The following is a 22,871-nucleotide window of genomic DNA, read 5'->3' as shown; positions in this document are numbered from 1 at the left end:
GCAGGTTGATCGACGCGAAGGGCGAAGTTTACCGAGGGGCGCTTGCGGCGCGCGGTGAAACTCCGCGTCTCACGGGCCCGGGGTCAGTGTCTGCCTGATTGGGCCGTGCCCGACATCACCCGGTCGGCCCATGCAATGGCCAGCGCCGAGAACAGAAACGCGACGTGGATCAGCGTCTGCCACATCAGGAATTTCTCGGTGTAGTTGTCGGCGTTGATGAAGGTCTTGAGCAGGTGGATCGAGCTGATGCCGATGATGGCGGTGGCGAGCTTGACCTTCAGCACCGACGCGTTCACGTGGTTGAGCCACTCGGGTTGGTCGGGGTGGCCTTCGAGGCCCAGGCGCGACACGAAGGTTTCATAGCCGCCCACGATGACCATGATCAGCAGGTTCGAGATCATCACCACGTCGATCAGGCCCAGCACCACCAGCATGATGATGGTCTCGTTGAGCGAGGTGATTGGCGCGGTGCTCTTGTAGCCGATGCTGTTGACCAGCAGTTCGAGTGCGTGCGTGTCACCGAACACCGCCTCGATCAGGTGGACCAGTTCGACCCAGAAGTGAAACACGTAGACCACCTGGGCCACGATCAGGCCCAGGTAGAGTGGCAGTTGCAGCCAGCGGCTGGCGAAGATCAAGGCAGGCAAGGGCGGCAAGCGCGCGGCGCGTTGCTCGGGTGGCAGAGGCATCGGGTGTCCAGCGGGGTGAGAAGGGCGAAATTCTAGGCTCGCCCCCGGGGCCGCGAATGACGCTCGGCCATTTCGCTGCGTCGGCTGGCGAGGCCTGTGTGGATGGCCGGTCTCGTCGCGCAGCCCCCGTGCGTGCTGCAGTAAGCCGTTCGTAAGAGCGCCGGCCTATGGTGCGCGAAAATTTCCAGACCCCTTCACGAAGGAGACCGCGATGAGTTCCAACGCCCCCGCCACGCACAACGAGCACACCTATGCCCCGCCTGCAGCCCTGGCCGAGAGCGCGCACGTCGCGGGCATGGCGGCCTACCAGCGCCTGTGCGCCGAGGCCGAGGCCGACTACGAGGGCTACTGGTCACGCCTGGCGCGCGAGTTCGTCACCTGGAAGAAGCCTTTCACGGTGGCGCTCAACAGCAGCAACGCGCCCTTCTTCAAGTGGTTCGAGGACGGCACGCTGAACGTCTCGTACAACTGCCTCGACAAGCAGGTCGAAGCGGGCCTGGGCGACAAGGTGGCGATCCTCTTCGAGGCCGACGACGCCACCGTCACCCGCGTCACCTACAAAGAGCTGCTTGAGAAGACCTGCCGCCTCGCCAACGCGCTGAAGGCGCAGGGTGTCAAGAAGGGCGACCGCGTCGTCATCTACATGCCGATGTCGGTCGAGGGCGTGGTGGCCATGCAGGCCTGCGCGCGCATCGGCGCCACGCATTCGGTTGTGTTCGGCGGCTTCTCGGCGCAGTCGCTGCGCGACCGCATCCACGACGCCGGCGCCGTGCTGGTCATTACCGCCGACGAGCAGCAGCGCGGCGGCAAGTCGCTGCCGCTGAAGGCCATCGTCGATGAGGCGCTGGGCATGGGCGGCTGCGAAACGATCAAGAGCGTCGTCGTCTACCGGCGCACCGGCGGCAACGTGGCCTTCGACGCCAAGCGAGATCTGTGGATGCACGAGTTGATGGCCCAGCAGCCCGCCACCTGCGAGCCCGAATGGGTCGGCGCCGAGCACCCGCTCTTTCTTCTGTACACCTCGGGCTCGACCGGCAAGCCCAAGGGCGTGCAGCATTCGAGCGGTGGCTACCTGCTGCATGCGGCGCTCACCACCAAGTGGACCTTCGACCTCAAGCCGGCCGATGTGTTCTGGTGCACCGCCGACATCGGCTGGGTCACGGGCCACACCTACATCGCCTACGGCCCGCTCGCGCTCGGGGCCACGCAGGTCGTGTTCGAGGGCGTGCCCACCTTCCCGAACGCGGGCCGCTTCTGGGACATGATCCAGCGCCACAAGGTGTCGATCTTCTACACCGCGCCCACCGCGATCCGCTCGCTCATCAAGGCGGCCGAGGGCAACGAGGCTGTGCACCCGAAGCGCTACGACCTGTCGAGCCTGCGCATCCTGGGTTCGGTCGGCGAGCCCATCAACCCGGCCGCGTGGGAGTGGTACCACCAGCACGTGGGCGGCGGCCGTTGCCCCATCGTCGATACCTTCTGGCAGACCGAAACCGGCGGCCACATGATCACCCCGCTGCCCGGCGCGACGCCGCTGGTGCCGGGCTCGTGCACGCTGCCCTTCCCGGGCATCCAGGCCGCCGTGGTCGATGAAACCGGCAAAGACGTGCCCAACGGGCAGGGCGGCATCCTCGTCGTCAAGAAGCCGTGGCCGTCGATGATCCGCACCATCTACGGCGACCCCGAGCGCTTCAAGAAGAGCTACTACCCCGAAGACTTCAAGGGCCAGTACTACCTGGCCGGCGACGGCGCGATCCGCGACGAGAAGACGGGCTACTTCACCATCACCGGCCGCATCGACGACGTGCTCAACGTCAGCGGCCACCGCATGGGCACGATGGAGATCGAATCGGCCCTCGTCTCATGCACCGAACTCGTCGCCGAAGCCGCCGTGGTGGGCCGCCCCGACGACACCACCGGCGAGGCGATCTGCGCCTTCGTCGTGCTCAAGCGCCCGCGCCCGAGCGGCGACGAGGCCAAGGCCATTGCCAAGCAGTTGCGCGACTGGGTCGGCAAAGAGATCGGCCCCATCGCCAAGCCGAAAGACATCCGCTTCGGCGACAACCTGCCCAAGACCCGCAGCGGCAAGATCATGCGCCGCCTGCTGCGGTCGGTGGCCAAGAACGAGGCGGTGACGCAGGACACGTCCACGTTGGAGAACCCGGCGATCCTCGAGCAGTTGGGGCAAGCCTACTGACCCCACCGGGCGTCCGGCGCACAAAAGAAAAGGCCTCGCATCGCGAGGCCTTCGTCGTTCAAGGGCAGGGGCGGTTTACTTCGCGCCGCCCAGCACCCAGGTGGCCAGCTGCTTGGCTTCAGCGGCCGACACCTGCGGGTTGGCCGGCATCGGCACGTTGCCCCAGGCGCCCACGCCGCCCTTCTGGATCTTGGTGGCGAGCTTGTCGGCCATGTCTTTCTGACCGGCGTATTTGGCGGCCACGTCCTTGAAGGCCGGGCCCAGCACCTTCTTGTCCACGGCATGGCAGGCCATGCAGCTCTTGTCTTGTGCGAGCTTCGGGTTGGCGAAGGTCGGGGCAGCGAGCAGGGAAGTTGCGGCAACAATCAGCGGCAAAACGAGCTTCATGGTTTCCTTCGTGTCGATGAACGGCGGGCTGGATTAAAGTCCCCCGCCAAGGCTACAACGCATTCTAGGCGTGCAGGTTGACGCCAAATCCGAGCCGCCGGGTGCGGCTTCCCGTGAGGAACTGGTCATGTATTTCATTGTGCTGGGCTGTCTGTTCATCGTGATGAAGCTCGCCGAGTTCGGGCCCGTGGCGCTGTGGTCGTGGTGGGCGGTGCTGTGGCCTTTTGGGGCGGCGGTGATCTGGTGGTGGTGGGCCGATTCGACCGGCTACACCAAGCGCCGCGAGATGGACAAGATGGACGACCGCCGCGAAGAGCGCCGCAAGAAGAACCTCGACGCGCTGGGCATGGATCCGAAAGGCCGGCGCACCCCGAAGCGCTGAACAAGTCTGGGCACGGTAGCGCGTGCAAAGTTGCGCGCGCAACCAAGCGTGCAAAGAGGCGAGCAAAGAAATGCAAAGGGCGGCCGGGGGGCCGCCCTTTTTCAATGCCCGTCGCAGGCCCGGTGACCGGGCCGCGGGGCGGTCACTCGAACTTGTCGAGCACCGCGCCGGTGGCCGCGCCCGAAGCGTTCATCGCAAACTTGGCCAGCACGCCGCGCGTGTAGCGCGGGGCGGGCTTCTTCCAGGCGGCACGACGCTTGGCCAGTTCGGCCTCATCGACGTGCAGGTCGAGCGTCAGCGTCTTGGCGTCGATGGTGATCGAATCGCCCTCTTGCACCAGCGCGATGTTGCCGCCGGCATAGGCCTCGGGCGACACGTGGCCGACCACCATGCCCCAGGTGCCGCCTGAAAAACGCCCGTCGGTGATGAGGCCGACCGATTCGCCCAGGCCTTGGCCGATCAGCGCGCCGGTGGGGGCCAGCATCTCGGGCATGCCCGGGCCGCCCTTGGGGCCCAGGTAACGCAGCACCATCACGTCGCCGGCCTTGATTTTGTTGGCCATGATGGCTTCGAGCGCCGATTGTTCATCGTCGAACACGCGCGCCGGCCCGGTGATGGTCGGGTTCTTGAGGCCGGTGATCTTGGCCACGCAGCCGTCAGGCGACAGGTTGCCCTTCAGGATGGCCAGGTGGCCTTCGGCATACATCGGCTTGTCGATCGGGCGGATCACGTCTTGATCGGCGCGCGGCGCATCGGGCACGTCGGCCAGGTTCTCGGCGACGGTCTTGCCGGTGATGGTCATGCAGTCGCCGTGGATCAGCCCGGCCTTCAGCAGCATCTTCATCACCTGCGGAATGCCGCCGGCCTGGTGCAGATCGACCGCGAGGTACTTGCCCGAAGGCTTCAGGTCGCAGAGCACCGGCACGTTCTTGCGCACGCGCTCGAAGTCGTCGATGGTCCATTCGACTTCGGCCGCGTGGGCGATGGCCAGGAAGTGCAGCACCGCGTTGGTCGAGCCGCCCGTGGCCATGATCACGGCGACCGCGTTCTCGATGGACTTGCGCGTCACGATGTCGCGCGGCTTCAGGTCCTTTTTGACCGCTTCGACCAGGGCCTTGGCGGCCGCGGAAGCGCCCACGGTCGTCTCTTCGTGCGGGTTGGCCATGGTGCTGCTGAAGGGCAGGCTCATGCCCAGCGCCTCGAAGGCCGAACTCATCGTGTTGGCGGTGTACATGCCGCCGCACGAGCCGGTGCCGGGGATGGCGCGGCGCTCGATCTGGCAGAAGTCTTCTTCGCTCATGTTGCCGGCGGTGAACTGGCCGACCGCTTCGAACACGCTGACGATGTTGAGGTCTTGGCCCTTGTACTTGCCCGGCAGGATGGTGCCGCCGTAGACAAAGATGCCCGGCACGTTGGCGCGCAGCATGCCCATCATGGCGCCCGGCATGTTCTTGTCGCAGCCGCCGATGGTGATGACGCCGTCCATCCACTGGCCGCCCACGCAGGTCTCGATGCAGTCGGCGATGACTTCACGCGACACCAGGCTGTACTTCATGCCCTCGGTGCCCATGGCCATGCCGTCGCTGATGGTCGGCGTGCCGAAGATCTGCGGGTTGCCACCGGCGGCCTTCACGCCCTCGACGGCTGCATCGGCCAGGCGCTGCAGACCGGCGTTGCACGGCGTGATGGTCGAGTGGCCGTTCGCCACGCCGATCATCGGCTTCTTGAAGTCGCCTTCTTTGTAGCCCAGCGCGTAGTACATCGAACGGTTGGGCGCACGGGCCACGCCTTCGGTGATGTTCTTGGATCGGCGGTTGATGTCGCTCATGGGGGCTCCTGGCGGAAAGGCTGGACGAAAGGGCGTGAAAGAAAGAGCGCGAAGTATTCCCCGAGCCAATCCGAGTGTCCAATATATCCAGGGGTGTTGATTGATACTCTGCGCGTATGAGTGACCTGCCTTCGCTTCCGGTCGTCGAGTTGCGCGCGTGGCGCCAATTTCTCGCGCTGGCCGAGACCCTGCACTTCGGCCAGGCGGCCGAGCGCCTGCACATGACGCAGCCGCCACTGACCATGGCCATCCAGCAGCTCGAAGCGCGCCTGGGCGTGCCGCTGTTCGAGCGCAGCCGGCGCCGCGTAGCGCTCACGTCCGCCGGGCAGGCGCTCGTCGAGCCGGTGCGCCAGTTGCTGCACCAGGCGGCGGCTTTGCCGGCGCTGGCGCAGGCGGCTGGCCACGGGGCGGTGGGGCGGCTGCGGCTGGGCTTCGTCTCGACGGTGGGCTTCGGCCCCTTGCCGGCCTGGTTGCGCGGCTTTCGAGACGCGGAACCCGGCGTCTCGCTCGTGCTGCGCGAAGCCACGACCGACGTGCAACTGCTCGCGCTCGAACAGGCCGAGGCCGACGCCGGCTTCATGCTGCACGCGCCCGGCATGCCGCCCGAGGTCGCCGGCAGCGTGCGCCTGCAGCACCTGTCGCTCGGCACCGAGCCGCTGGTGCTGGCGCTGGCCGAGTCGTCGGCGCTGGCGCGATCGAAGACGCTGGCCCTGCCCGAGGTGCTGGCGCAGCCCTTGGTGATCTTTCCCAGGCCCATCGCGCCCTCGCTCTACGACGCGGTGCTGGCCTTCTATCACCGCCACGGCGCGTCGCCCGTCATCGGGCAAGAGGCGATCCAGATGCAGACCATCGTGAACCTGGTCTCGTCGGACCTCGGCATCGCCTGGGTGCCGCATTCGGTGACGCTGCTGCAGCGGCCGGGCGTCGTCTACCGCCAGTTGCCGGCGGTGCTCGCCAAGGCGGCGCCGCGCTGCGAGACCAGCCTCGTGTGGCCCGAATCGGCCGGGCCGGTGGTGCAGCGCTTCGTGCGATTCGTCGAGCGCTCGCTCGCGGCGGGTTAGGGCGCCGAGCACGGTCGGTTATCGTTCGCGGGCTTTTCTCGGCCAACCGTCTGCCCCGATGCTCGTCCACCCCCAATTCGACCCCATCGCCCTCAAGCTCGGGCCGCTCGCCATCCACTGGTACGGCCTGACCTACCTCGTGGCCTTCGGCCTCTTTCTGTGGCTGGGCTCGCTGCGCGTCAAGCAGACGCAATTCGCGCAAGCCGGCTGGACGCGCCGCGACGTCGAAGACCTGCTGTTCTTTGGCGTGCTGGGCGTGGTGATCGGCGGGCGGCTGGGCTACGTGCTCTTCTACAAGCCGGGCAGCTACCTGGCGAACCCGCTCGACATCTTCGCGGTGTGGAAGGGCGGCATGTCCTTCCATGGCGGCTTGCTCGGGGTGGTCGCGGCGATGGCCTTCTTCGGCTGGCGGCGCAAGCGGCCGTTCTTGCAGGTGATGGACCTGATTGCGCCCTGCGTGCCCACGGGCCTGGCCTCGGGGCGCATCGGCAATTTCATCAACGGCGAGCTGTGGGGCCGTGTGGCCGACCCGAGCCTGCCCTGGGCGATGGTCTTTCCGCAATCGCGCACGCCCGACCCGCGCCACCCGTCGCAGCTGTACCAGTTCGCGCTCGAAGGGTTGCTGCTCTTCGCCATCTTGTGGCTGTACGCGCGGCACCCTCGGCCCGCGGGGCGTGCCTCGGCGCTGTTCCTCATCGGCTACGGCATCTTCCGGTTCATCGCCGAATACTTCCGCGAGCCCGACAGCTTCCTCGGGCCCTTGGCGATGGGCTTGAGCATGGGGCAATGGCTGTGCGTGCCGATGGTGCTGTTCGGCATCGGCGTGTGGGTGTGGGCCGGCAAGAACGACGCGAACGGCAAGGTGCAAGCGGCATGAGACAGGTCTTCTTCGACACCGAAACCACGGGCCTGAGCCCCGAGTCGGGCGACCGCATCATCGAAATCGGCTGCGTCGAGATGGTGAACCGCCGGCTCACCGGCAACAACCTGCACTTCTACCTGAACCCCGAGCGGTCGAGCCACGAAGACGCGGTCAAGATCCACGGGCTGACCGACGAGTTTCTGGCCGACAAGCCGCTCTTCGCGCACATCGCCGACGAGTTGTTCGAGTACCTGGCCGGTGCCGAGGTCATCGCGCACAACGCGAGCTTCGACGTGGGCTTCTTCAACGAAGAACTGCGTCGCCTGGGCCGGCCGAAATTCGTCGAGCACGTGGCGAAGGTGACCGACACGCTCGTGATGGCGCGCGAGATGTTCCCGGGCAAGTCGAACTCGCTTGACGCGCTGTGCAAGCGTCTCGAGGTGGACAACTCGAACCGCACGCTGCACGGCGCCTTGCTCGACGCGGGCCTGCTCGCCGAGGTCTACATCAACATGACGCGTGGCCAGAACTCGCTCGTCATCGACGAAGCGGTGTCCAGCCACGAGCAGATCGTCATCGAGGCAATCGACTTCAGCCGTTTCGAGCTGCCGGTGATCGAAGCCAGCGCCGACGAAGCCTCAGCCCACGAGGCCGTGTTGGCCGATCTCGACAAAGCTTCCGGCGGCAAGACGCAATGGCGTTTGCTTGTGGCATAATCTTGGGCTTCCCGAACGAATTCGGGCGGTTAGCTCAGCGGTAGAGCACTGCCTTCACACGGCAGGGGTCGCAGGTTCGAACCCTGCACCGCCCACCAAGACAGAAGCCTCGCAAGTCATCGACTTGCGGGGCTTTTCTCTTTTCTGGCTCCGCAGCGCGCGTTCCCGCGAAAGTTGATCCAGGTCATGGCCGTGCCTGCGGTGGATTTCTACATTAGGTGCACGTCAAATGCACCTTTTAATCCACCACTGAACTGGACATGCCATGAAGACCAACAACCGGCTGTGGCGATGGCTCGGCCTCATCTTCGTCCTGTCGTTCGGGGCCCTCGGGTACCTCGGATGGCAGATCTACCTTTCGGCGCCGCCGATCCCGAAGTCTGTGCAGACGACCGACGGCGAGGTGCTGTTCACCGGTGAGCAGGTGCAGCGCGGCCAGCAGGCCTGGCTGGCGGCGGGTGGACAGCAACTGGGCAGCGTGTGGGGCCACGGCAGCTACGTCGCGCCCGACTGGTCGGCCGACTGGCTGCACCGCGAGGCCGTGGCCTTGCAGAAGATCCGCGCGGCGCAGCACCGCCGTGACTCTGAGGCGCTGAGCGACGACGCACAGGCGATGGTCGATGCGCAGGTGCGCAAGGAAATGCGCCGCAACACTTACGACGAGACCAGCGGTGTCGTGAAGGTGTCGGCCGAACGCGCACAAGCCATTCGCCAGGTCGCTACGCACTACGAGGGCCTGTTCGGCACCGAGCCGTCGCTCGCGACGCTGCGCGAGCAGTACGCGATGACCGAGGGCGCCTTGCCCGAGAAGAGCGACCGCCAGGCACTGACCGCGTTCTTCTTCTGGTCGGCCTGGTCGGCCGCCACGGACCGCCCCAACGAGCCCGGCGTCTCGTACACCAGCAACTGGCCGCACGAGCCGCTGGTGGGCAACACGATGACCAGTTCGGCGGCGATCTGGTCGATGGTCAGCATCATCTTGCTGCTCGCGGGCATTGCCGCGATGCTGTGGTTGCACGGCCGAGGCCACGACGAGCAAGAGGCCGAAGTGCCGAAGGCCGACCCCTTGCTCGGCGCCAAGGCCACGCCCTCGATGAAGGCGACGCGCAAGTACTTCTTCGCGGTCGTCGGGCTCATCCTGCTGCAAGTGGGCATGGGTGTGATCACCGCCCACTACGCGGTTGAGGGGCAGTCGTTCTTCGGCCTGCCGTTGGCCGAGGTGCTGCCCTACGTGACCAGCCGCACCATCCACACGCAGGTCGGCATCTTCTGGATCGCCACCGCGTGGCTGGCCACCGGTCTCTACATCGCGCCGCTTCTGGGGGGGCGCGAGCCCAGGCTGCAAAAGCTCGGGGTGGACTTTCTCTTCTGGGCGCTGATCGTCGTGGTGCTGAGCTCGACCCTCACCGGCTGGCTCGGCACGCTGCAGCACCGGGGCGTGGACTTCTCGTTCTGGCTCGGCAACCAGGGGCTCGAATTCACCAGCATGGGCCGCGTGTGGCAATTGCTGCTGTTCGTCGGCCTGCTGCTGTGGGTGTTCTTGCTGGGGCGCGCGCTGTGGCCGGCCTTGCGCACGGCGTCTGAGATCCGCGGCCTGATCGCGATGGTCTTTCTGTCGGCGACCTGCATCGGCGGCTTCTACGCCACCTCGCTGACCTGGGGCCAGCACACCCACTACTCGATGATCGAGTACTGGCGCTGGTGGCTGGTGCACCTGTGGGTCGAAGGCTTCTTCGAAGTGTTCGCCACCGCCGTGGTCGCGCTGATCTTCACCAAGCTCGGCTTGATCCGCGCGGCCAGCGCCAACCGGGCCATCGTGGCCGAGACCATCGTGTTTCTGTTCGGCGGCATCTTGGGCACCTTGCACCACCTGTACTGGACGGGCACGCCCACCTCGGTGATCGCCGTGGGCGCGGTGTTCTCGGCCCTCGAAGTCGTGCCGCTGACGCTGATCGGCCTGGAGGCGATGCAGACCTACCGCCGTTCGCGCCACGTCGCCTGGCTGCAGGCCTACAAGTGGCCCATCCTGTGTTTCGTGGCCGTCGGCTTCTGGAACACCGTCGGCGCCGGCCTGCTGGGCTTCGCCATCAACCCGCCAGCTTCGCTGTACTACGTGCAGGGCCTGAACATGACCGCCGCACACGGCCACGCCGCGCTCTTCGGGGTGTACGGCATGCTCGGGATCGGCCTGATGCTCTTCTGCCTGCGCGGCCTCTACGAGCGTTCGCTGCATGCCGATCGGCTGCTCAAGCCCGCCTACTGGGGCCTGAACGCAGGCCTGGCGATGATGGTCTTCATGTCGCTGTTGCCCGCCGGCATCTACCAGGCCTACGGGGCCGTCACGCAGGGCCTGTGGTACGCCCGCTCGGCCGAGGTGATCCACTCGCCGGTGATGGAAACGCTGGTGTGGCTGCGCGTGCCGGGCGACATCGTGTTCGCGGCGGGGTGTGTCTATCTGGCACTCTATGCACTGCGCCTGTTGCGCCGGCCTGCTACGCAGGTGGCGCCGGTGGGGGCCGTCACCGCCAAGTAAACATCGCAAGCAAGAGGCGAGGGGGCTGCGGCTCCCTTGCCCCATTGAGGCAGCACCATGAAGCTCACCGCGTTCACCGACTACAGCCTGCGCGTGCTCATCTACCTGGCCGCCGCACCGACGCAAAAGGCCACCATCGCCGAGATCACGCGCGCCTTCGACGTGTCTGAAAACCACCTCGTCAAGGTCGTGCACTTTCTCGGCAAGAAGGGCTGGATCAGCACCGTGCGCGGCAAGGGCGGGGGCCTCAGCCTGGCCCTGCGGCCCGAAGACATCTCGGTCGGGCAGGTGGTGCGCGACGCCGAGGGCGTGCTCACGCCGGTCGAATGCTTCGAGAGCGGCGGCGGGCGTTGCACCATCGGCGGTTGCTGCCAGCTCAAGGGCGTGCTGGGCGAAGCCATCGGCGCGTTCTATGCGGTGCTCGACAAGTATTCGCTGGCGCAGGTCACGACCAACCGGCAAGAGCTGGTGCAGGTGTTGAACTTCCACCCCTTGGCGCGCATGAAAGAGGCCCCATGAGCGATCAACCGAATGCGGCCTCGTACCCGTACGAAGGGCCGGAGGATTTGCGCCAGCTCATCGAAGCCGCGCTGCGCCGCGTGGTGGACCCCGAGGTCGCGATGAGCATCGTCGATGTGGGGCTGGTCTATGGCGTGGCGGTCACCGAGGCCCGCGTGCATGTGCGGGTGACGATGACCTCGGCCGCCTGCCCGGTGGCCGACATCATCCTCGACGACATCCGCATCGAACTCGACCGCAGCCTGCCGCCCGCGTATGCACTCGATGTGGAACTGGTCTGGGAACCGCCATGGACGACCGAGCGCATGAGCGCCAGTGCCAAGGCCTTCATGGGCTGGTAGCGGCTATGCCTCTCAGCGTGGCGCGTGTGGCGAGGGGTGTGTTCGTTGCGCTGGTGGCGGCTGCGCTGCTGGCGGGCGTCTTGGGTGGCCTGGTGCGCGCGGGTGTCAGTGCGCCGTCGTGGCTGCCGCTTGAGGTGCTGCCGCGTGCGGTGGTGGCCCACGCCTTCTTGATGGTGTCGGCCTTCATGGGCACGGTGATCGGCATCGAGCGCGCGGTTGCGGTCAAGGTGCGCTGGGCCTTCATTGCCCCGGGCTTGAGCGCGGCCTCGGGCGTGTTGACCTTGACCGGCGCGTCCGCCGTGGCAGCCTGGCTGTCGGTCGGCGCGGCGGCGGTCTTCATTACGGTGAACGGGCTCGTGGTGCGCCGCCAGCGCGAGCCGCACACCTGGCTGCTGCTGGTCGGTGCGGGTGCCTGGTTCGTGGGCAACGGCTTGCACGCGCTGCAGGCGCCGGGTGAGGCCGCCATCGCATGGTGGTTCGCGTTTCTCTTGCTGACCATCGCGGCCGAACGGCTGGAGATGACGCGCCTGATGCGCCGCCGACCCGGTGCTGCCGAGGCGCTGCATGCGCTGTTGGGCGGCATGCTGCTGGGCGCGGCGGTCGCGGTTGTCTCGCCGGTGGGTTTGATCGTCTATGGCGCCTCGCTCACGGGGCTTGCTGTCTGGCTGCTGAGCTTCGACATCGCGCGGCGCACGGTCAAGGCGCAGGCCCTGAGCCGCTACATGGCGGTGTGCCTGCTGCTGGGCTATGGGTGGCTCGGTGTGGCGGGCGTGGCCTGGGTCGCGCTGGGGGCCGGCCTGGCCGTGCGCGACATCGCGCTGCATGCGCTCGGCCTGGGTTTCGTGCTGAGCATGATGCTGGCGCATGCGCCGGTCATCTTGCCGGCCGTGGCCCGCGTGAAGGTGCTGTACGGGCCGGTGTTCTACGCACCGTTGGCCGTGTTGCACGTGTCGCTGGCCGTGCGCCTGTTCATGCCGGGGCAGCTCACGCTCGGGGCTGTCGGCAATGCGCTGGCGATGGTCGCGTTTGCGCTCGTCATGGGGGGCTCGGCCTGGGCCTGGCGGCGCAAGCACCCGCCGGGCCCGACCGCCCGTGCACGCGCGGGGTCAGTTCAGCGCTGAGTGCCCGCTGGGGCGTGTTTGGGGGCGATGAACGACATCGCCCGTTCGGCCAGCGCGGTGATCGTCAGGCTGGGGTTCACGCCCAGGTTGGCGCCCAGCGTCGAGCCATCGACCACCAGCAGGTTCTTGTAGTTGAAGACCCGGTGCTGCGCGTCGATCACGCCCTGCGCCGGGTCGGCCGCGATCGCGCAGCCGCCCATGCAGTGCGCGGTGAGCGGCACGTCGAACAGGATCTCGCCCAGGCCCGTCATTGGCAGGCCGCTGAAGTGCCGCGCCATCTTTTGAGCGAAGGCGTTGGCCTCGGGGATGTAGGTCGGAATCGGCTGACCCTCGCTGCACAGCAAGCGACCGAAGGGCCAGTACCACGGGCGCTTGAGGCGCATGCGCAGGGTGCCGTCGAGCGTTTGCATCACCAGCAAGATCAGGCACTCGTGCGCATAGCCGCGCGGGTTGGCCGCGCGCGCGAAGCTCACCGGGTGGCGCACGGCCAGCCACAGCCAGCGCGCGATGCGGCCCCAGCGCCCGCCGCCTTCGGGCATCAAGGTGCTGACCAGGCCCATCGCGTCTGAACCGCGTGGGTAGCGCGTGGCTTCGATGTGCGTGTAGGCGTCGAGGTGGATCGACGAGCCGATGGCCACGCCCTGGCTCATGTCCACCTTGCTGTTCGGAAAGCGCACGCCGATCAGCGACTCGGCGTTGGTGCGCACGCCGCGCCCCAGGGCGTATGACAGCGCGGGCAGCGAGCCGCGCTGCTTCAGGCGCAGCAGCAGTTCTTGTGTGCCGAGCGACGAGCCCGCGAACACCACGTGCCGTGCGCGCCAGGTGCGTCGCTGCCTGGCGAACCACGCGGTCGATCGTTCGGTGGTGACGAGGTAACCCGCGCTGCCGTCGGCCTGGCCCGTGGCCGGGTCGGCGAGGGGCTTCACGTCGATCACCCGGGTTTCGGCATGGATCTGTGCGCCGTGCTTTTCGGCGAACCAGAGGTAGTTCTTGTCGAGCGAGTTCTTGGCGTTGTGCTGGCAACCCATCATGCAGCCGCCGCAGCCGGTGCAGGTGCCGCGCGCGGGGCCTGCACCGTTGAAGTACGGGTCGGGCACGGCCTGGCCGGGCACCTGGCCCTCGCCCGCGAAGCAGGTCGCCACGCGCGTGGGCCGGAAGGTGTGGCCGACGCCCACGCGCGTGGCCATCTCGTGCAGGCGGTGGTCGGCGGGGCCGAGCCAGCGGTTGTCGGTCACGCCCAGCATGCGTTCGGCCGCGGCGAAGTGGGCGGGCATCTCGGCCTTCCAGTCGGCCGCGCCGGCCCACGAGCCTTCGTCCCACACCTTCTCGGGCGGCACCAGCAAGGTGTTGGCGTAGGTGACCGAGCCGCCGCCGACGGCGTTGCCGCATATCACCATCACGTGGCGAAAGACCCGCAGGTTGAAGAAGCCGAACAGCTTGAGCCCAGGGCGCCACAGCCAGCGGCGCAAGTCCCAGTTGGTCTTCGGCAACTCGGCGGGGGACCAGCGCCGGCCCATTTCCATCACCACGACCGAGTGGCCTTTTTCGGCCAGCCGGCAGGCCGAGACGCTGCCGCCGAAGCCGGAGCCGATGACGAGGTAATCGCAGTCGTGGGTGTCTTGCAAGGCGGCTCTCGTGGGGGGGCGTCAGCGAAGGGCCGATCTTCGCCAGCCGCGTCGCCGGTTCGCGCCGCGGGTGCGCGAATGATGTGACGAATTCAACGCGGCGGAGGCCGTTGAGCGGGTCACAACGTGCCTGCGGCGAAGTGCGCGCGCTTGTCCTGCATCAAGCAGGGCGGGCGAGCGCCTTTCGATACTCGCCGACGGGCCCGGTGTTCGGGCCCGCCTCAAAAGGGGTTCGATGGCATGGATGTGGTGATCGCCTCGCTCGCCGGGGGGGCTGGCAACCTCGCGGCCTACCTGGCCGCGCATGTGTTGCTGTGCCTGCTGCCGGCGTTTGCCATCGCGGGTGGCATGACGGCCTTGATTCCCAAGGCGGCCATCACGCGCTGGCTGGGCCGCACCACGCCGTACCGCATCTCGTACCCGGCGGCCGCGGCGGCGGGTTCGCTGCTGGCGGTGTGCTCGTGCACCATCGTTCCGCTCTTCGCGGGCATCTACAAGAAGGGCGCGGGCATCGGGCCGGCGGTCACGTTTCTCTTCTTCGCGCCGGCGGGCAACGTGCTGGCGCTGGCCTACACCGGCAGCATCCTCGGGGCCGACTTCGCCATCGCGCGCTTTCTGCTGTGCCTGGTGTTCGGAATCGGCATCGGTCTGCTGATGGCCTTGCTGTTCTGGCGCGACGACCTGGCGCACGACGCGCAGGCCGACACGGCCTTCGCCGCGCAAGAGCGCATCGGCAAGCCGCAAGCCGGCGTGCTGCTGTCGCTGGTGGCCGTGCTGATCGCGGGCACGCTGAAGGTGTCGCTCTTGACGGGCACCGTGCTCACGGTGGACCTGCCGTTGCCCGGCGCCGCCGCGTGGCAGGCCACGCTGCTCGACTGGGTGCCCTTCGATGCCACGCGTGGCGAAGAGGGCGTCAGCGTGCAGGGCTCGGTGCTCATCGTGCTGCTGGGCCTGATCGGCCTTGCGGCCTGGCGCGGGCTGGAAGACATCACCGAAGGCGCGAACCGCTGGACCTGGCTCGCGCTCTCGCTGGTCGCCGCGACCTTGCTGATCGCCTCGATGCAGTTCAGGCCGCATGCCGAGGGCTTGGCCATGGTCGTCACCGGCCGCACGCTGGCCGTCGGCCTGGCGCTGGGTGCCGTGGTGTTTTACTCGCGGCAGTTGCCCCGAGACCAACGGCTAGGTTGGATGTGGGAGTCATGGCGCTTCGTGAAGCAGATCTTTCTGCTGCTGGTGCTGGGCGTGTTCATCGTCGGAGTGGTGCGGCAGTGGGTGCAGCCCGAGTGGATTCGCGCGCTGGCGGGCGAGAACACGGTGCCCTCCAACCTGGTGGCGGTGGCCTTTGGCGTGTTCATGTACTTCCCGACGCTGGTCGAGGTGCCGGTGGCGCACCTCTTCCTCGACATGGGCATGCACCGTGGCCCCTTGCTCGCGTACCTGATGGCCGACCCCGAGCTGAGCCTGCAAAGCATGTTGATGGTGGCGGCAGTGCTGGGCCGCACCCGCACGGCGGCCTATGTGCTGCTGGTGGCCACGTTCAGCGTCATCGCCGGCCTCGTCTTCGGGGCCTGGGTCGATGGCGTGCCGGCCGCGTGGCTGTCGGGCGGCCTGCTGGCGTTTGCTGCGGCGCTGGGCGCGGTGCTCGCGTGGGTGCGCCGTGGGCGCAACGCGCTGGCGCTGAAGATTTGATTCGAAAGGAGACCCCATGACCACCGTGAAGATCCTCGGCTCGGGCTGCGCCAACTGCAAAAAGCTCGAAGCCGTGGCGCGCGAGGCCGCGACCGCTGCCGGCGTGAGCGCCGATTTCGTCAAGGTGACGGACATGAAATCCATCATGGCCTACGACCTGCTCTCGACCCCCGGCCTCGTGATCGACGACAAGCTGGTCAGCAGCGGGCGCATCCCGACGCAGGCCGAGATTGCGCAGTGGCTGAAGGCCTGAGCCGCTGAGCGCAGGCCCGATCCACAATCCGCCGATGGACACGGTGGATGCAGTGGTGGTCGGCGCGGGTGTCGTGGGTCTGGCGACGGCGCGTGCGCTCGCCCGGCGCGGCCTCGAAACCCTGGTGCTCGAAGCCGCCACGGCCATCGGCACCGGCGTCAGTTCGCGCAACAGCGAGGTGATCCACGCCGGGCTCTACTACCCGCCGGGCTCGTTGAAGGCCCGCCTGTGCGTGCGCGGGCGCGAGTTGCTGTATGACTTTTGCGCGACGCACGGCGTGGCGTACCGGCGCACCGGCAAGCTGGTCGTGGCGACCTCGGCGGCGCAGGTCGCGCAACTCGACGGCCTGCTGGCGAAGGCCCGCGCCAATGGCGTCACCGACGTGGCACGCCTGAGCGGCCCCGAGGCGCAGGCGATGGAGCCGGCGCTGGCCTGCCATGGTGCGATGTGGTCGCCGTCCACCGGCATCGTCGATGCACATGGCCTGATGCTCGCGCTGCAAGGCGAGCTCGAAGGCGCGGGCGCTGCGGTCGCCTTGTCGTCGCCGGTGCTGCGCGTCGAGCTGGCGGCAGACGGCCACGTGCTGCACGTCGGTGGCGACGAGCCGATGGCCTTGCGCACGCGGTGGATGGTCAACGCGGCGGGGCTGGGCGCGGTGCCGCTCGCGTCGCGCATGCAGGGGCTCGATGCCCGCCACGTGCCGCGTGCGCATCGGTGCAAGGGCAGCTACTTCGCGCTGGCTGCGCCGGCGCCGTTTTCGCGTCTCGTGTACCCGATGCCGCAAGACGCCTGGCTCGGCGTTCACCTCACGCTCGACCTGGCAGGGCAGGCCCGCTTCGGGCCCGATGTCGAATGGCTGGGCGAAGACGACGGCAGCCCCCTCGACTACCGCGTGGACCCGGCGCGCGCCGAGGCCTTCTATGCCGACGTGCGCCGCTATTGGCCTGGTCTGCCCGATGGCGCCCTGGTGCCGGCCTACAGCGGCATGCGGCCGAAGATCCACGGGCCGCACGAGGCGGCGCCCGACTTCGTGTTGCAAGGCCCCGCGCAGCACGGAGTGCCGGGCCTGGTGAACTGTCTGGGCATCGAGTCGCCTGGGCTGACCTCGTGCCTCGCCCTGGCCGACGAGGTGGCCGAGCGGCTAGGGCTGGGGTAGGTCGCCGGCCAGCGTCCAGCGGCCGTCCACCAGCAGTTCGTGCGGGCGGAACTGCGCCTTGTAGGCCATCTTGTTGCTCTCGCCGATCCAGTAGCCGAGGTACAGGTGCTTGAGCTTGAGCAGCTTGGTCTGCTCGATCTGCCACATCACGTTGTAGGTGCCGTAGCTCGTGCCGTCTTCGGGCTCGTAGAAGGTGTAGACCGCCGAGAGGCCGTCGTTGAGGATGTCCAGGATCGACACCATCTTCAGCACGCCTTCGGGGTCACGAAACTCGACCAGGCGTGAGTTGACGCGGCTTTGCAGCAGGAACTGCGTGTACTGGTCGATGGAGTCGTTGTCCATGCCGCCGCCGCTGTGGCGGCCGGCCTGGTAGCGCAGGTAGAGCTGGTAATGCTCGGGCACGAAGCACAGGCGCAGCACGCGCGCGTGCAGGTCGGTGTGGGCCTTCCAGGCGCGGCGCTGGCTGCGCGTGGGCGCGAAGGTCTTGACCGGGATGCGCAGCGGCACGCAGGCCTTGCAGCCTTCGCAGTACGGCCGGTACGTGAACATGCCGCTGCGGCGAAAGCCGTTGGCGACGAGGCCCGAGTAGGCGTCGGCGTGGATGAGGTGACTGGGGGTGGCGACCTGCGAACGCGCGAGGCGGCCGCTGAGGTAGCTGCACGGGTAGGGTGCCGTGGCGTAGAACTGCAGGGACGCGAGCGGTAGCTCTTTGGGATGGGTCACGGGCCGGTGTCCTGCGCGGGCGGTGAAAGCAGGCTGGCGTCGAGCCGGGCCCACAGCGAAAGATCATAGGTCCAATCATCCACCGAGGGTTCCCTCAGCCTGGGGGGCAACAGGGTTTCGAACAGGCTGCGGGGTATTTCGCGCCCGCCGAGCGAGGCCAGGTGGCCGGTGCGCTGCTGGCAGTCGATGAGGCTGATGCCGTGCGCGCGGCAGAACGCGATCAACGCGGCCATGGCGATCTTCGAGGCGTCGGTCTGGTGCGAGAACATCGATTCGCCGAAGAACATGCGCCCGAGGTTCACGCCGTAGAGGCCACCCACCAGTCGCCCGTCCACCCAGGTCTCGACGCTGTGTGTCACGCCCAGCGCGTGCCAGCGGCAATAGGCATCGACCATCTCGGGGACGATCCAGGTGCCGTCCTGCCCCTCGCGTGGCGTGTGGGCGCAGTGGGTGATGACGGCGCGAAAGTCGCTGTCGATGCGCACTTCGCAGCCGGGGCTGCGAATGAAGCGCTTGAGGGTCTTGCGCAGCGAGCGTGACAGCTTGAACTCGTCCACGAACATCACCATGCGCGGGTCGGGTGACCACCACAGCACGGGCTGGCCCTCGCCATACCAGGGGAACACGCCGTGGCTGTAGGCCTCGGTCAGGCGCTGTGGTGTCAGCTCGCCGCCGGCCGCCAGCAGTCCCGGCGCGTCAGAGCCCGCCGGCAGGGCGCGCCGCGTGTCGGGCAGCCGGTCGTGCGCGTGGTGCAGCCAGGTGATCATGGTTCGGCAGCGTGCATCGAGGGTGGGGCGGGGGACGGGTTGGGTTTCTTCTGCACCAGGTCCACGCCATGCCGCACCGCGACGATCTCCGCCAGGATGGCCACCGCGATCTCGCCCGGCGTGCGCCCGCCCAGGTGCAGGCCGATCGGCCCGTGCAGGCGTGCGATCTCATCCGGCGTGAGGTCGAAGCCCGCGAGGCGTGCTTTGCGACGCGCGGTGTTGGCGCGCGAGCCGAGCGCGCCGACGTAGAACGCGGGCGACTTCAGCGCTTCGAGCAGCACCAGGTCGTCGAGCTTCGGGTCGTGGGTCAGCGCCGCGACCGCGGTGTGCGCGTCGAGCGCGAGTTCGATCGCCAGGTCGTCGGGCATGGCGTGGCTCAGGCGCACGCCGGGCACGGCCCAGCCCTCGGTGTATTCGGTGCGCGGGTCGCAGCAGATCACCTCGAAGTCGAGTACGAGCGCCATGGGGGCCAAGGCGCGCGACAAAGGCCCGGCGCCGACGATCAAGAGCCGCCAGCGCGGGCCGAAGTGCTGCGTGAGCGTGTGGCCGTCGAAGGCGAAACCATCGCCACGCGCGGCGGTGAGCAGCGACAGGCGGCCATCGCGCACATCGAGCCTGCGCGACACGCATTCATGGCGAGCGACGCGTGTGAGCACGTCATCGATCCATCCAACGTCTTGCAGCGGTTCTTGCAGCAGGCGCAGCGTGCCGCCGCAGGGCAGGCCGAAGCGCGCGGCCTCGTCGCGCGTCACGCCATAGCTCAGCAGCGTGACCCGATCGGGCCGCTCGCCGCTGCGCACGCGGGCAATGAGGTCGTCTTCGACACAACCGCCCGACACCGAACCGGCCACCGCGCCGTCGTCGCGCACCGCCAGCAGCGCGCCGGGCGGCCGGGGCGCGGAGCCCCAGGTTTCGACCACCGTCACCAGCCACACGGCGTGCGCGTCGAGGCGCCATTGCCGGGCCTGTTGCAACACGTACAGGTCGAGGCTTTCCATCGCGGGCAAGAAGGGTCTGGGGCGAGCCGGTTTCCGAGCCATCGAACTCTCGGGTCGTGCTGCGCACGGTTCTGCAGGAAGACTTTGCTGCGGCGCATCCTAGCGCGCGCGGCGAGCAGCGGCGCGCGCGGGGTTGTGCGCCGGACACGCCGCACGCCGCGGTGTGGGATATGCATGCTTCCATGCCACACCCGGGTGACGCTTCATTGACAGCCCTCGGCGATTGGTCCAGCCTCGGCGCCCCATAGGAAACGCAGAGGGAGGGTCATGGTCGACGTCGGCGTGCGCGTCAGGCTGGGTTTGCTGCTGGCCGTGTTGGCGGCGGTGCTGGCGGGCATCGGCGCGTATTCGATCGGCCATGTCCGTCAAGCCCACCGGACCCTGACGACCGTCTTCGAAGACCGCGTCGTGCCCTTGCGTCAGCTGCAGCGCCTGGCCCACGCGCACGCGCAGACGGGCCTGGTGGTCCAGCAACTGCGCGATGGTCTGCTTGATCCAGATCAAGCCATTCGGCAGCTGCAGGTCGCGCACGAGGCCTCCAGCCGCGAATGGTCGGCCTACCTCGCCACCTACCTCGTGCCCGACGAGCGGGCGCTGATCGAACGCACCCGCCCGCTGCTCGCGCGCAGTGAAGCCGCACGCGGGCGTGTCATGGCGCTGCTGCGTGCCCGCGACCGCGCCGGCCTCGCGGCCTATGCAGCCGACAGCCTGCCCGGCGAAACCCAGCCCCTGGTCCAGGCCTTGAGCCACCTGCAAGACTTGCAGGTCATCGTGGCCCAGCGCGAACTTGAGGCCAGCCAGCGTGCCTATGACCTCGCCTTGCTGCGCACCGCGGTCGCGGTCGCGCTGGCCCTGCTGGCCGGCATTTCGCTGATCGCCTGGATCATCGTGCGCTACACGCGCGAGCAGGCCGCGGCTCAGCACGCCAAGCGGCGCCAAGCCGACTTCTACGCGGCCTTGTCTCACACCAACCAGCTCATCGTGCGGGTGCGCGATGCGCAGGTGCTGTACGACGAAACCTGCCGCATCTGCGTGGACGCCGGCCACGCCACGCTCGCGTGCATCTGGCGTTTCGACCCCGACGCCGCGCGGCTGGAACTGCTGGCCTCAGCTGGCCCCACGGCGCACTACCTCGGCGCCACGGCGAGCGAAACCGGCGACGTGCCTGGGCCCGATGGGCCCGTGCTCGGCGCCTGGCTCGGCGGGCGCTCGGCGGTGGCCGACGAGTGCCATGCCACCACCTTCAGCGACCCGGCCCACCGGCATGCGCAGGCCAAGGGCGTGCGCGGGGTGGCGGCCTTTCCCATCCGCCGGGGCGGTGCCGTGGCCGCGGTGCTCACCCTGTACGTTCTGGAGGCGGGCTTCTTCGACCGCCCGCTGCTGGCCCTGATGGACGAGATGGCGGGCGACCTGAGCTTCGCGCTCGACAGCATCGACCGCGACGCCGCCCACGCCGAGGCGCAACGCGCGCTGGCCGACAACGAATCCCGCCTGCACGGCATTCTCGAAAGCGCGCTCGACGCCATCCTGTCAATCGACAGCCGGCGCGTCGTCGTGCAGTTCAACCAGGCGGCGGCCCGCATGTTGCGCATCGAGGCGCAAGACGTGATCGGCACCAGCGTCGATCGGTTCGTGCCGCCTGAGCGGCTGGCGCAAGACCACCGCTCTTTCGATGAATACCTGCAGGGCGTGCGTCAGCCCCCGCCGGTGCCGACCCGCATGGTCATCGTGCGCGCCGATGGCGAGCGCTTCTGGTCGGACCTCACGCTTTCGCTCAGCGGCAGCGGTGAGCGCATGGTGATGACGCTCGTGTTCAGCGATGTGACGGAGCTGCTCGCCGCCGAGCAGGCGCGCGAAGACCAGCGCGCCGCCGAAGCCGCAAGCCGCGCCAAGACCGAGTTTCTGTCGCGCATGAGCCATGAGCTGCGCACGCCCTTGAACGCGGTGCTGGGCTTCTCGCAGATCCTGCAGAACGACGACACGCACCCGCTCGTGCCTTCGCAGCAGGCCCAGGTCGAGGCGATCAGGCAAGCCGGATGGCACTTGCTCTCGCTCATCAACGACGTGCTCGATATCTCGCGCATCGAGAGCGGCCAGATGCAGGTGCAGCCCCGGCGCGTGCGGCTGGAACCGGCCGTGGCCGAGGTGGTGGCGCTCGTGCGCACGCAGGCCGAAGCCGCGTCGGTGGCGCTGGAAGTCGAGCCTTTCGACTCGCCCGCGCTCGAAGCCTGGTGCGACCCCTTGCGCTTGCGCCAGGTGCTGCTCAACCTGTTGAGCAACGCTGTCAAATACAACCGGCCGGGTGGCCGGGTGCAGGTGTCGGCGCAAAGCGGCGAGCCGCTCATCTGCCTGCGCGTGAGCGACACCGGCCACGGTATGTCGCCCGAGCAACTCGACCACCTGTTCGAACCCTTCAACCGCCTCGGCCGCGAGCACGGGCCCGTCGAGGGCACCGGCATCGGCATGGCCATCGCCCGGCAGCTCATCGAGTTGATGGACGGGTGCATCGAGGTCGAAAGCCGCGAAGGCGAGGGCACCACCGTGCGGGTGCGCTTGCCCACGGCCGACGCCCACGCCGGTGCACCGAGCGACGCCCCGCCTCAGCGGGATGAGTCGCTGCTGGCGGCCGGGGCCGAACCGCAGGGCACCGTGCTGTACATCGAAGACAACGCGGTCAACGCGATCGTGGTCGAGCAGATGCTCGCGCGCTGGCGGCTGGTGAAGGTGGTGCACGCCGAAAGCGGCCACCAGGGGCTGGAACTCGCCCGGCGCATCCACCCCGAGCTGGTGCTGCTCGACATGCACCTGCCCGACATGGACGGCCCGGCCGTGCTGCGCGCCTTGCAGGGCGACACGGCCACCGGGTCCTTGCGCGTGGTCGCGCTGTCGGCCAGCGCACTCGACGACGAGGTGCAGGAAGCGCGCGCGCTGGGCGCCTTCGACTACTGGACCAAGCCGCTCGACTTCGAGCGCTTTCTCGACTCGGTGCGCCGGCTGTTGGTGACGTCAGAGTGACTGGGGCCT

Annotated in this window: 20 protein-coding genes and 1 tRNA gene; 14 read left to right on the top strand and 7 right to left on the bottom strand. The window is 68.1% G+C overall.

Translation table 11 applies throughout. The features are described 5' to 3' along the window. Positions 1-83 precede the first annotated feature (83 nt). Positions 84-689, bottom strand: a complete 606-nt coding sequence (locus AC1KAT_RS07525) for a TIGR00645 family protein (protein ID WP_480324403.1) — start codon at positions 687-689, stop codon at positions 84-86. 211 nt (positions 690-900) lie between these two features. On the opposite strand from AC1KAT_RS07525, the gene acs reads away from it, so the two are divergent. Then, on the top strand, positions 901-2,886 hold the full coding sequence (gene acs / locus AC1KAT_RS07520; RefSeq protein WP_480324401.1) for an acetate--CoA ligase: 1,986 nt from the start codon (positions 901-903) through the stop codon (positions 2,884-2,886). Positions 2,887-2,961: 75 nt separating this feature from the next. Here acs and AC1KAT_RS07515 read toward each other — a convergent pair whose 3' ends face one another. Then, on the bottom strand, positions 2,962-3,273 hold the full coding sequence (locus tag AC1KAT_RS07515) for a c-type cytochrome (protein ID WP_480324399.1): 312 nt from the start codon (positions 3,271-3,273) through the stop codon (positions 2,962-2,964). Positions 3,274-3,400: 127 nt separating this feature from the next. On the opposite strand from AC1KAT_RS07515, the gene AC1KAT_RS07510 reads away from it, so the two are divergent. Next, positions 3,401-3,655 (top strand): TIGR04438 family Trp-rich protein, encoded by a 255-nt coding sequence (locus tag AC1KAT_RS07510; protein ID WP_480324397.1) that lies wholly within the window; start codon positions 3,401-3,403, stop codon positions 3,653-3,655. A gap of 142 nt (positions 3,656-3,797) precedes the next feature. Here the strand turns inward: AC1KAT_RS07510 and ilvD are convergent, their stop codons facing one another. Further along, on the bottom strand, positions 3,798-5,483 hold the full coding sequence (ilvD, locus tag AC1KAT_RS07505; protein WP_480324395.1) for a dihydroxy-acid dehydratase: 1,686 nt from the start codon (positions 5,481-5,483) through the stop codon (positions 3,798-3,800). Positions 5,484-5,599: 116 nt separating this feature from the next. Between ilvD and AC1KAT_RS07500 the strand changes: the two genes are divergently transcribed. The 8 genes from AC1KAT_RS07500 to AC1KAT_RS07465 all read left to right on the top strand — a co-directional run bounded on the left by AC1KAT_RS07500 (position 5,600) and on the right by AC1KAT_RS07465 (position 12,636). Then, positions 5,600-6,544, top strand: a complete 945-nt coding sequence (locus tag AC1KAT_RS07500; protein ID WP_480324392.1) for a LysR family transcriptional regulator — start codon at positions 5,600-5,602, stop codon at positions 6,542-6,544. A 58-nt stretch (positions 6,545-6,602) separates the two neighbouring features. Then, complete coding sequence (gene lgt, locus AC1KAT_RS07495; protein ID WP_480324390.1) at positions 6,603-7,421, top strand: prolipoprotein diacylglyceryl transferase; 819 nt, start codon at positions 6,603-6,605, stop codon at positions 7,419-7,421. Then, positions 7,418-8,122 carry a DNA polymerase III subunit epsilon gene (dnaQ, locus tag AC1KAT_RS07490; RefSeq protein ID WP_480324388.1) on the top strand — a complete coding sequence of 235 codons (705 nt, stop codon included), beginning with the start codon at positions 7,418-7,420 and terminating at the stop codon, positions 8,120-8,122. Before lgt ends, dnaQ begins: the two co-directional genes overlap by 4 nt. Before the next feature lie 23 nt (positions 8,123-8,145). Beyond that, a tRNA-Val gene (locus AC1KAT_RS07485) sits at positions 8,146-8,220 on the top strand. Between the two features lie 167 nt (positions 8,221-8,387). Next, on the top strand, positions 8,388-10,655 hold the full coding sequence (locus AC1KAT_RS07480; protein ID WP_480324386.1) for a nitric-oxide reductase large subunit: 2,268 nt from the start codon (positions 8,388-8,390) through the stop codon (positions 10,653-10,655). A 57-nt stretch (positions 10,656-10,712) separates the two neighbouring features. Beyond that, the gene (locus AC1KAT_RS07475) at positions 10,713-11,174 is read left to right on the top strand and encodes an Rrf2 family transcriptional regulator (protein WP_480324384.1); all 462 of its coding nucleotides are present in this window, start codon (positions 10,713-10,715) and stop codon (positions 11,172-11,174) included. Further along, positions 11,171-11,515, top strand: coding sequence for a metal-sulfur cluster assembly factor (locus tag AC1KAT_RS07470; protein WP_480324382.1), 345 nt, complete (start codon positions 11,171-11,173; stop codon positions 11,513-11,515). Before AC1KAT_RS07475 ends, AC1KAT_RS07470 begins: the two co-directional genes overlap by 4 nt. Before the next feature lie 5 nt (positions 11,516-11,520). Then, complete coding sequence (locus tag AC1KAT_RS07465) at positions 11,521-12,636, top strand: hypothetical protein (protein WP_480324380.1); 1,116 nt, start codon at positions 11,521-11,523, stop codon at positions 12,634-12,636. Here the strand turns inward: AC1KAT_RS07465 and AC1KAT_RS07460 are convergent. After that, entirely contained in the window at positions 12,627-14,261 is a 1,635-nt protein-coding gene (locus AC1KAT_RS07460) for a GMC oxidoreductase (RefSeq protein ID WP_480324378.1), read from the bottom strand. The two genes, AC1KAT_RS07465 and AC1KAT_RS07460, sit on opposite strands and share 10 nt — an antisense overlap. Before the next feature lie 240 nt (positions 14,262-14,501). On the opposite strand from AC1KAT_RS07460, the gene AC1KAT_RS07455 reads away from it, so the two are divergent. The 3 genes from AC1KAT_RS07455 to AC1KAT_RS07445 are packed head-to-tail and all read left to right on the top strand — an operon-like array spanning position 14,502 to position 17,359. Next, positions 14,502-15,950, top strand: a complete 1,449-nt coding sequence (locus AC1KAT_RS07455) for a permease (RefSeq protein WP_480324376.1) — start codon at positions 14,502-14,504, stop codon at positions 15,948-15,950. A 16-nt stretch (positions 15,951-15,966) separates the two neighbouring features. After that, positions 15,967-16,203, top strand: coding sequence for a thioredoxin family protein (locus tag AC1KAT_RS07450; protein ID WP_480324374.1), 237 nt, complete (start codon positions 15,967-15,969; stop codon positions 16,201-16,203). A gap of 34 nt (positions 16,204-16,237) precedes the next feature. Beyond that, on the top strand, positions 16,238-17,359 hold the full coding sequence (locus tag AC1KAT_RS07445; protein WP_480324372.1) for an NAD(P)/FAD-dependent oxidoreductase: 1,122 nt from the start codon (positions 16,238-16,240) through the stop codon (positions 17,357-17,359). Here AC1KAT_RS07445 and AC1KAT_RS07440 read toward each other — a convergent pair. Genes AC1KAT_RS07440 through AC1KAT_RS07430 form a run of 3 tightly spaced genes read right to left on the bottom strand, consistent with a single transcriptional unit; the run spans position 17,345 to position 19,847 of the window. After that, complete coding sequence (locus AC1KAT_RS07440; protein ID WP_480324370.1) at positions 17,345-18,082, bottom strand: arginyltransferase; 738 nt, start codon at positions 18,080-18,082, stop codon at positions 17,345-17,347. The genes AC1KAT_RS07445 and AC1KAT_RS07440 overlap by 15 nt on opposite strands. Beyond that, the gene (aat, locus tag AC1KAT_RS07435; RefSeq protein WP_480324367.1) at positions 18,079-18,849 is read right to left on the bottom strand and encodes a leucyl/phenylalanyl-tRNA--protein transferase; all 771 of its coding nucleotides are present in this window, start codon (positions 18,847-18,849) and stop codon (positions 18,079-18,081) included. The genes AC1KAT_RS07440 and aat overlap by 4 nt, the downstream gene beginning before the upstream one ends. Beyond that, entirely contained in the window at positions 18,846-19,847 is a 1,002-nt protein-coding gene (locus AC1KAT_RS07430) for an XdhC family protein (RefSeq protein WP_480324365.1), read from the bottom strand. The genes aat and AC1KAT_RS07430 overlap by 4 nt, the downstream gene beginning before the upstream one ends. Positions 19,848-20,114: 267 nt before the next feature. Here AC1KAT_RS07430 and AC1KAT_RS07425 point away from each other — a divergent pair, with 267 nt between their 5' ends. Next, the gene (locus tag AC1KAT_RS07425) at positions 20,115-22,862 is read left to right on the top strand and encodes an ATP-binding protein (protein ID WP_480324363.1); all 2,748 of its coding nucleotides are present in this window, start codon (positions 20,115-20,117) and stop codon (positions 22,860-22,862) included. Positions 22,863-22,871 lie beyond the last annotated feature (9 nt).

The sequence above is a fragment of the Piscinibacter sp. PDB5-1 genome, from assembly GCF_056676035.1.
This window is presented reverse-complemented; position numbering and strand designations above follow the sequence as displayed.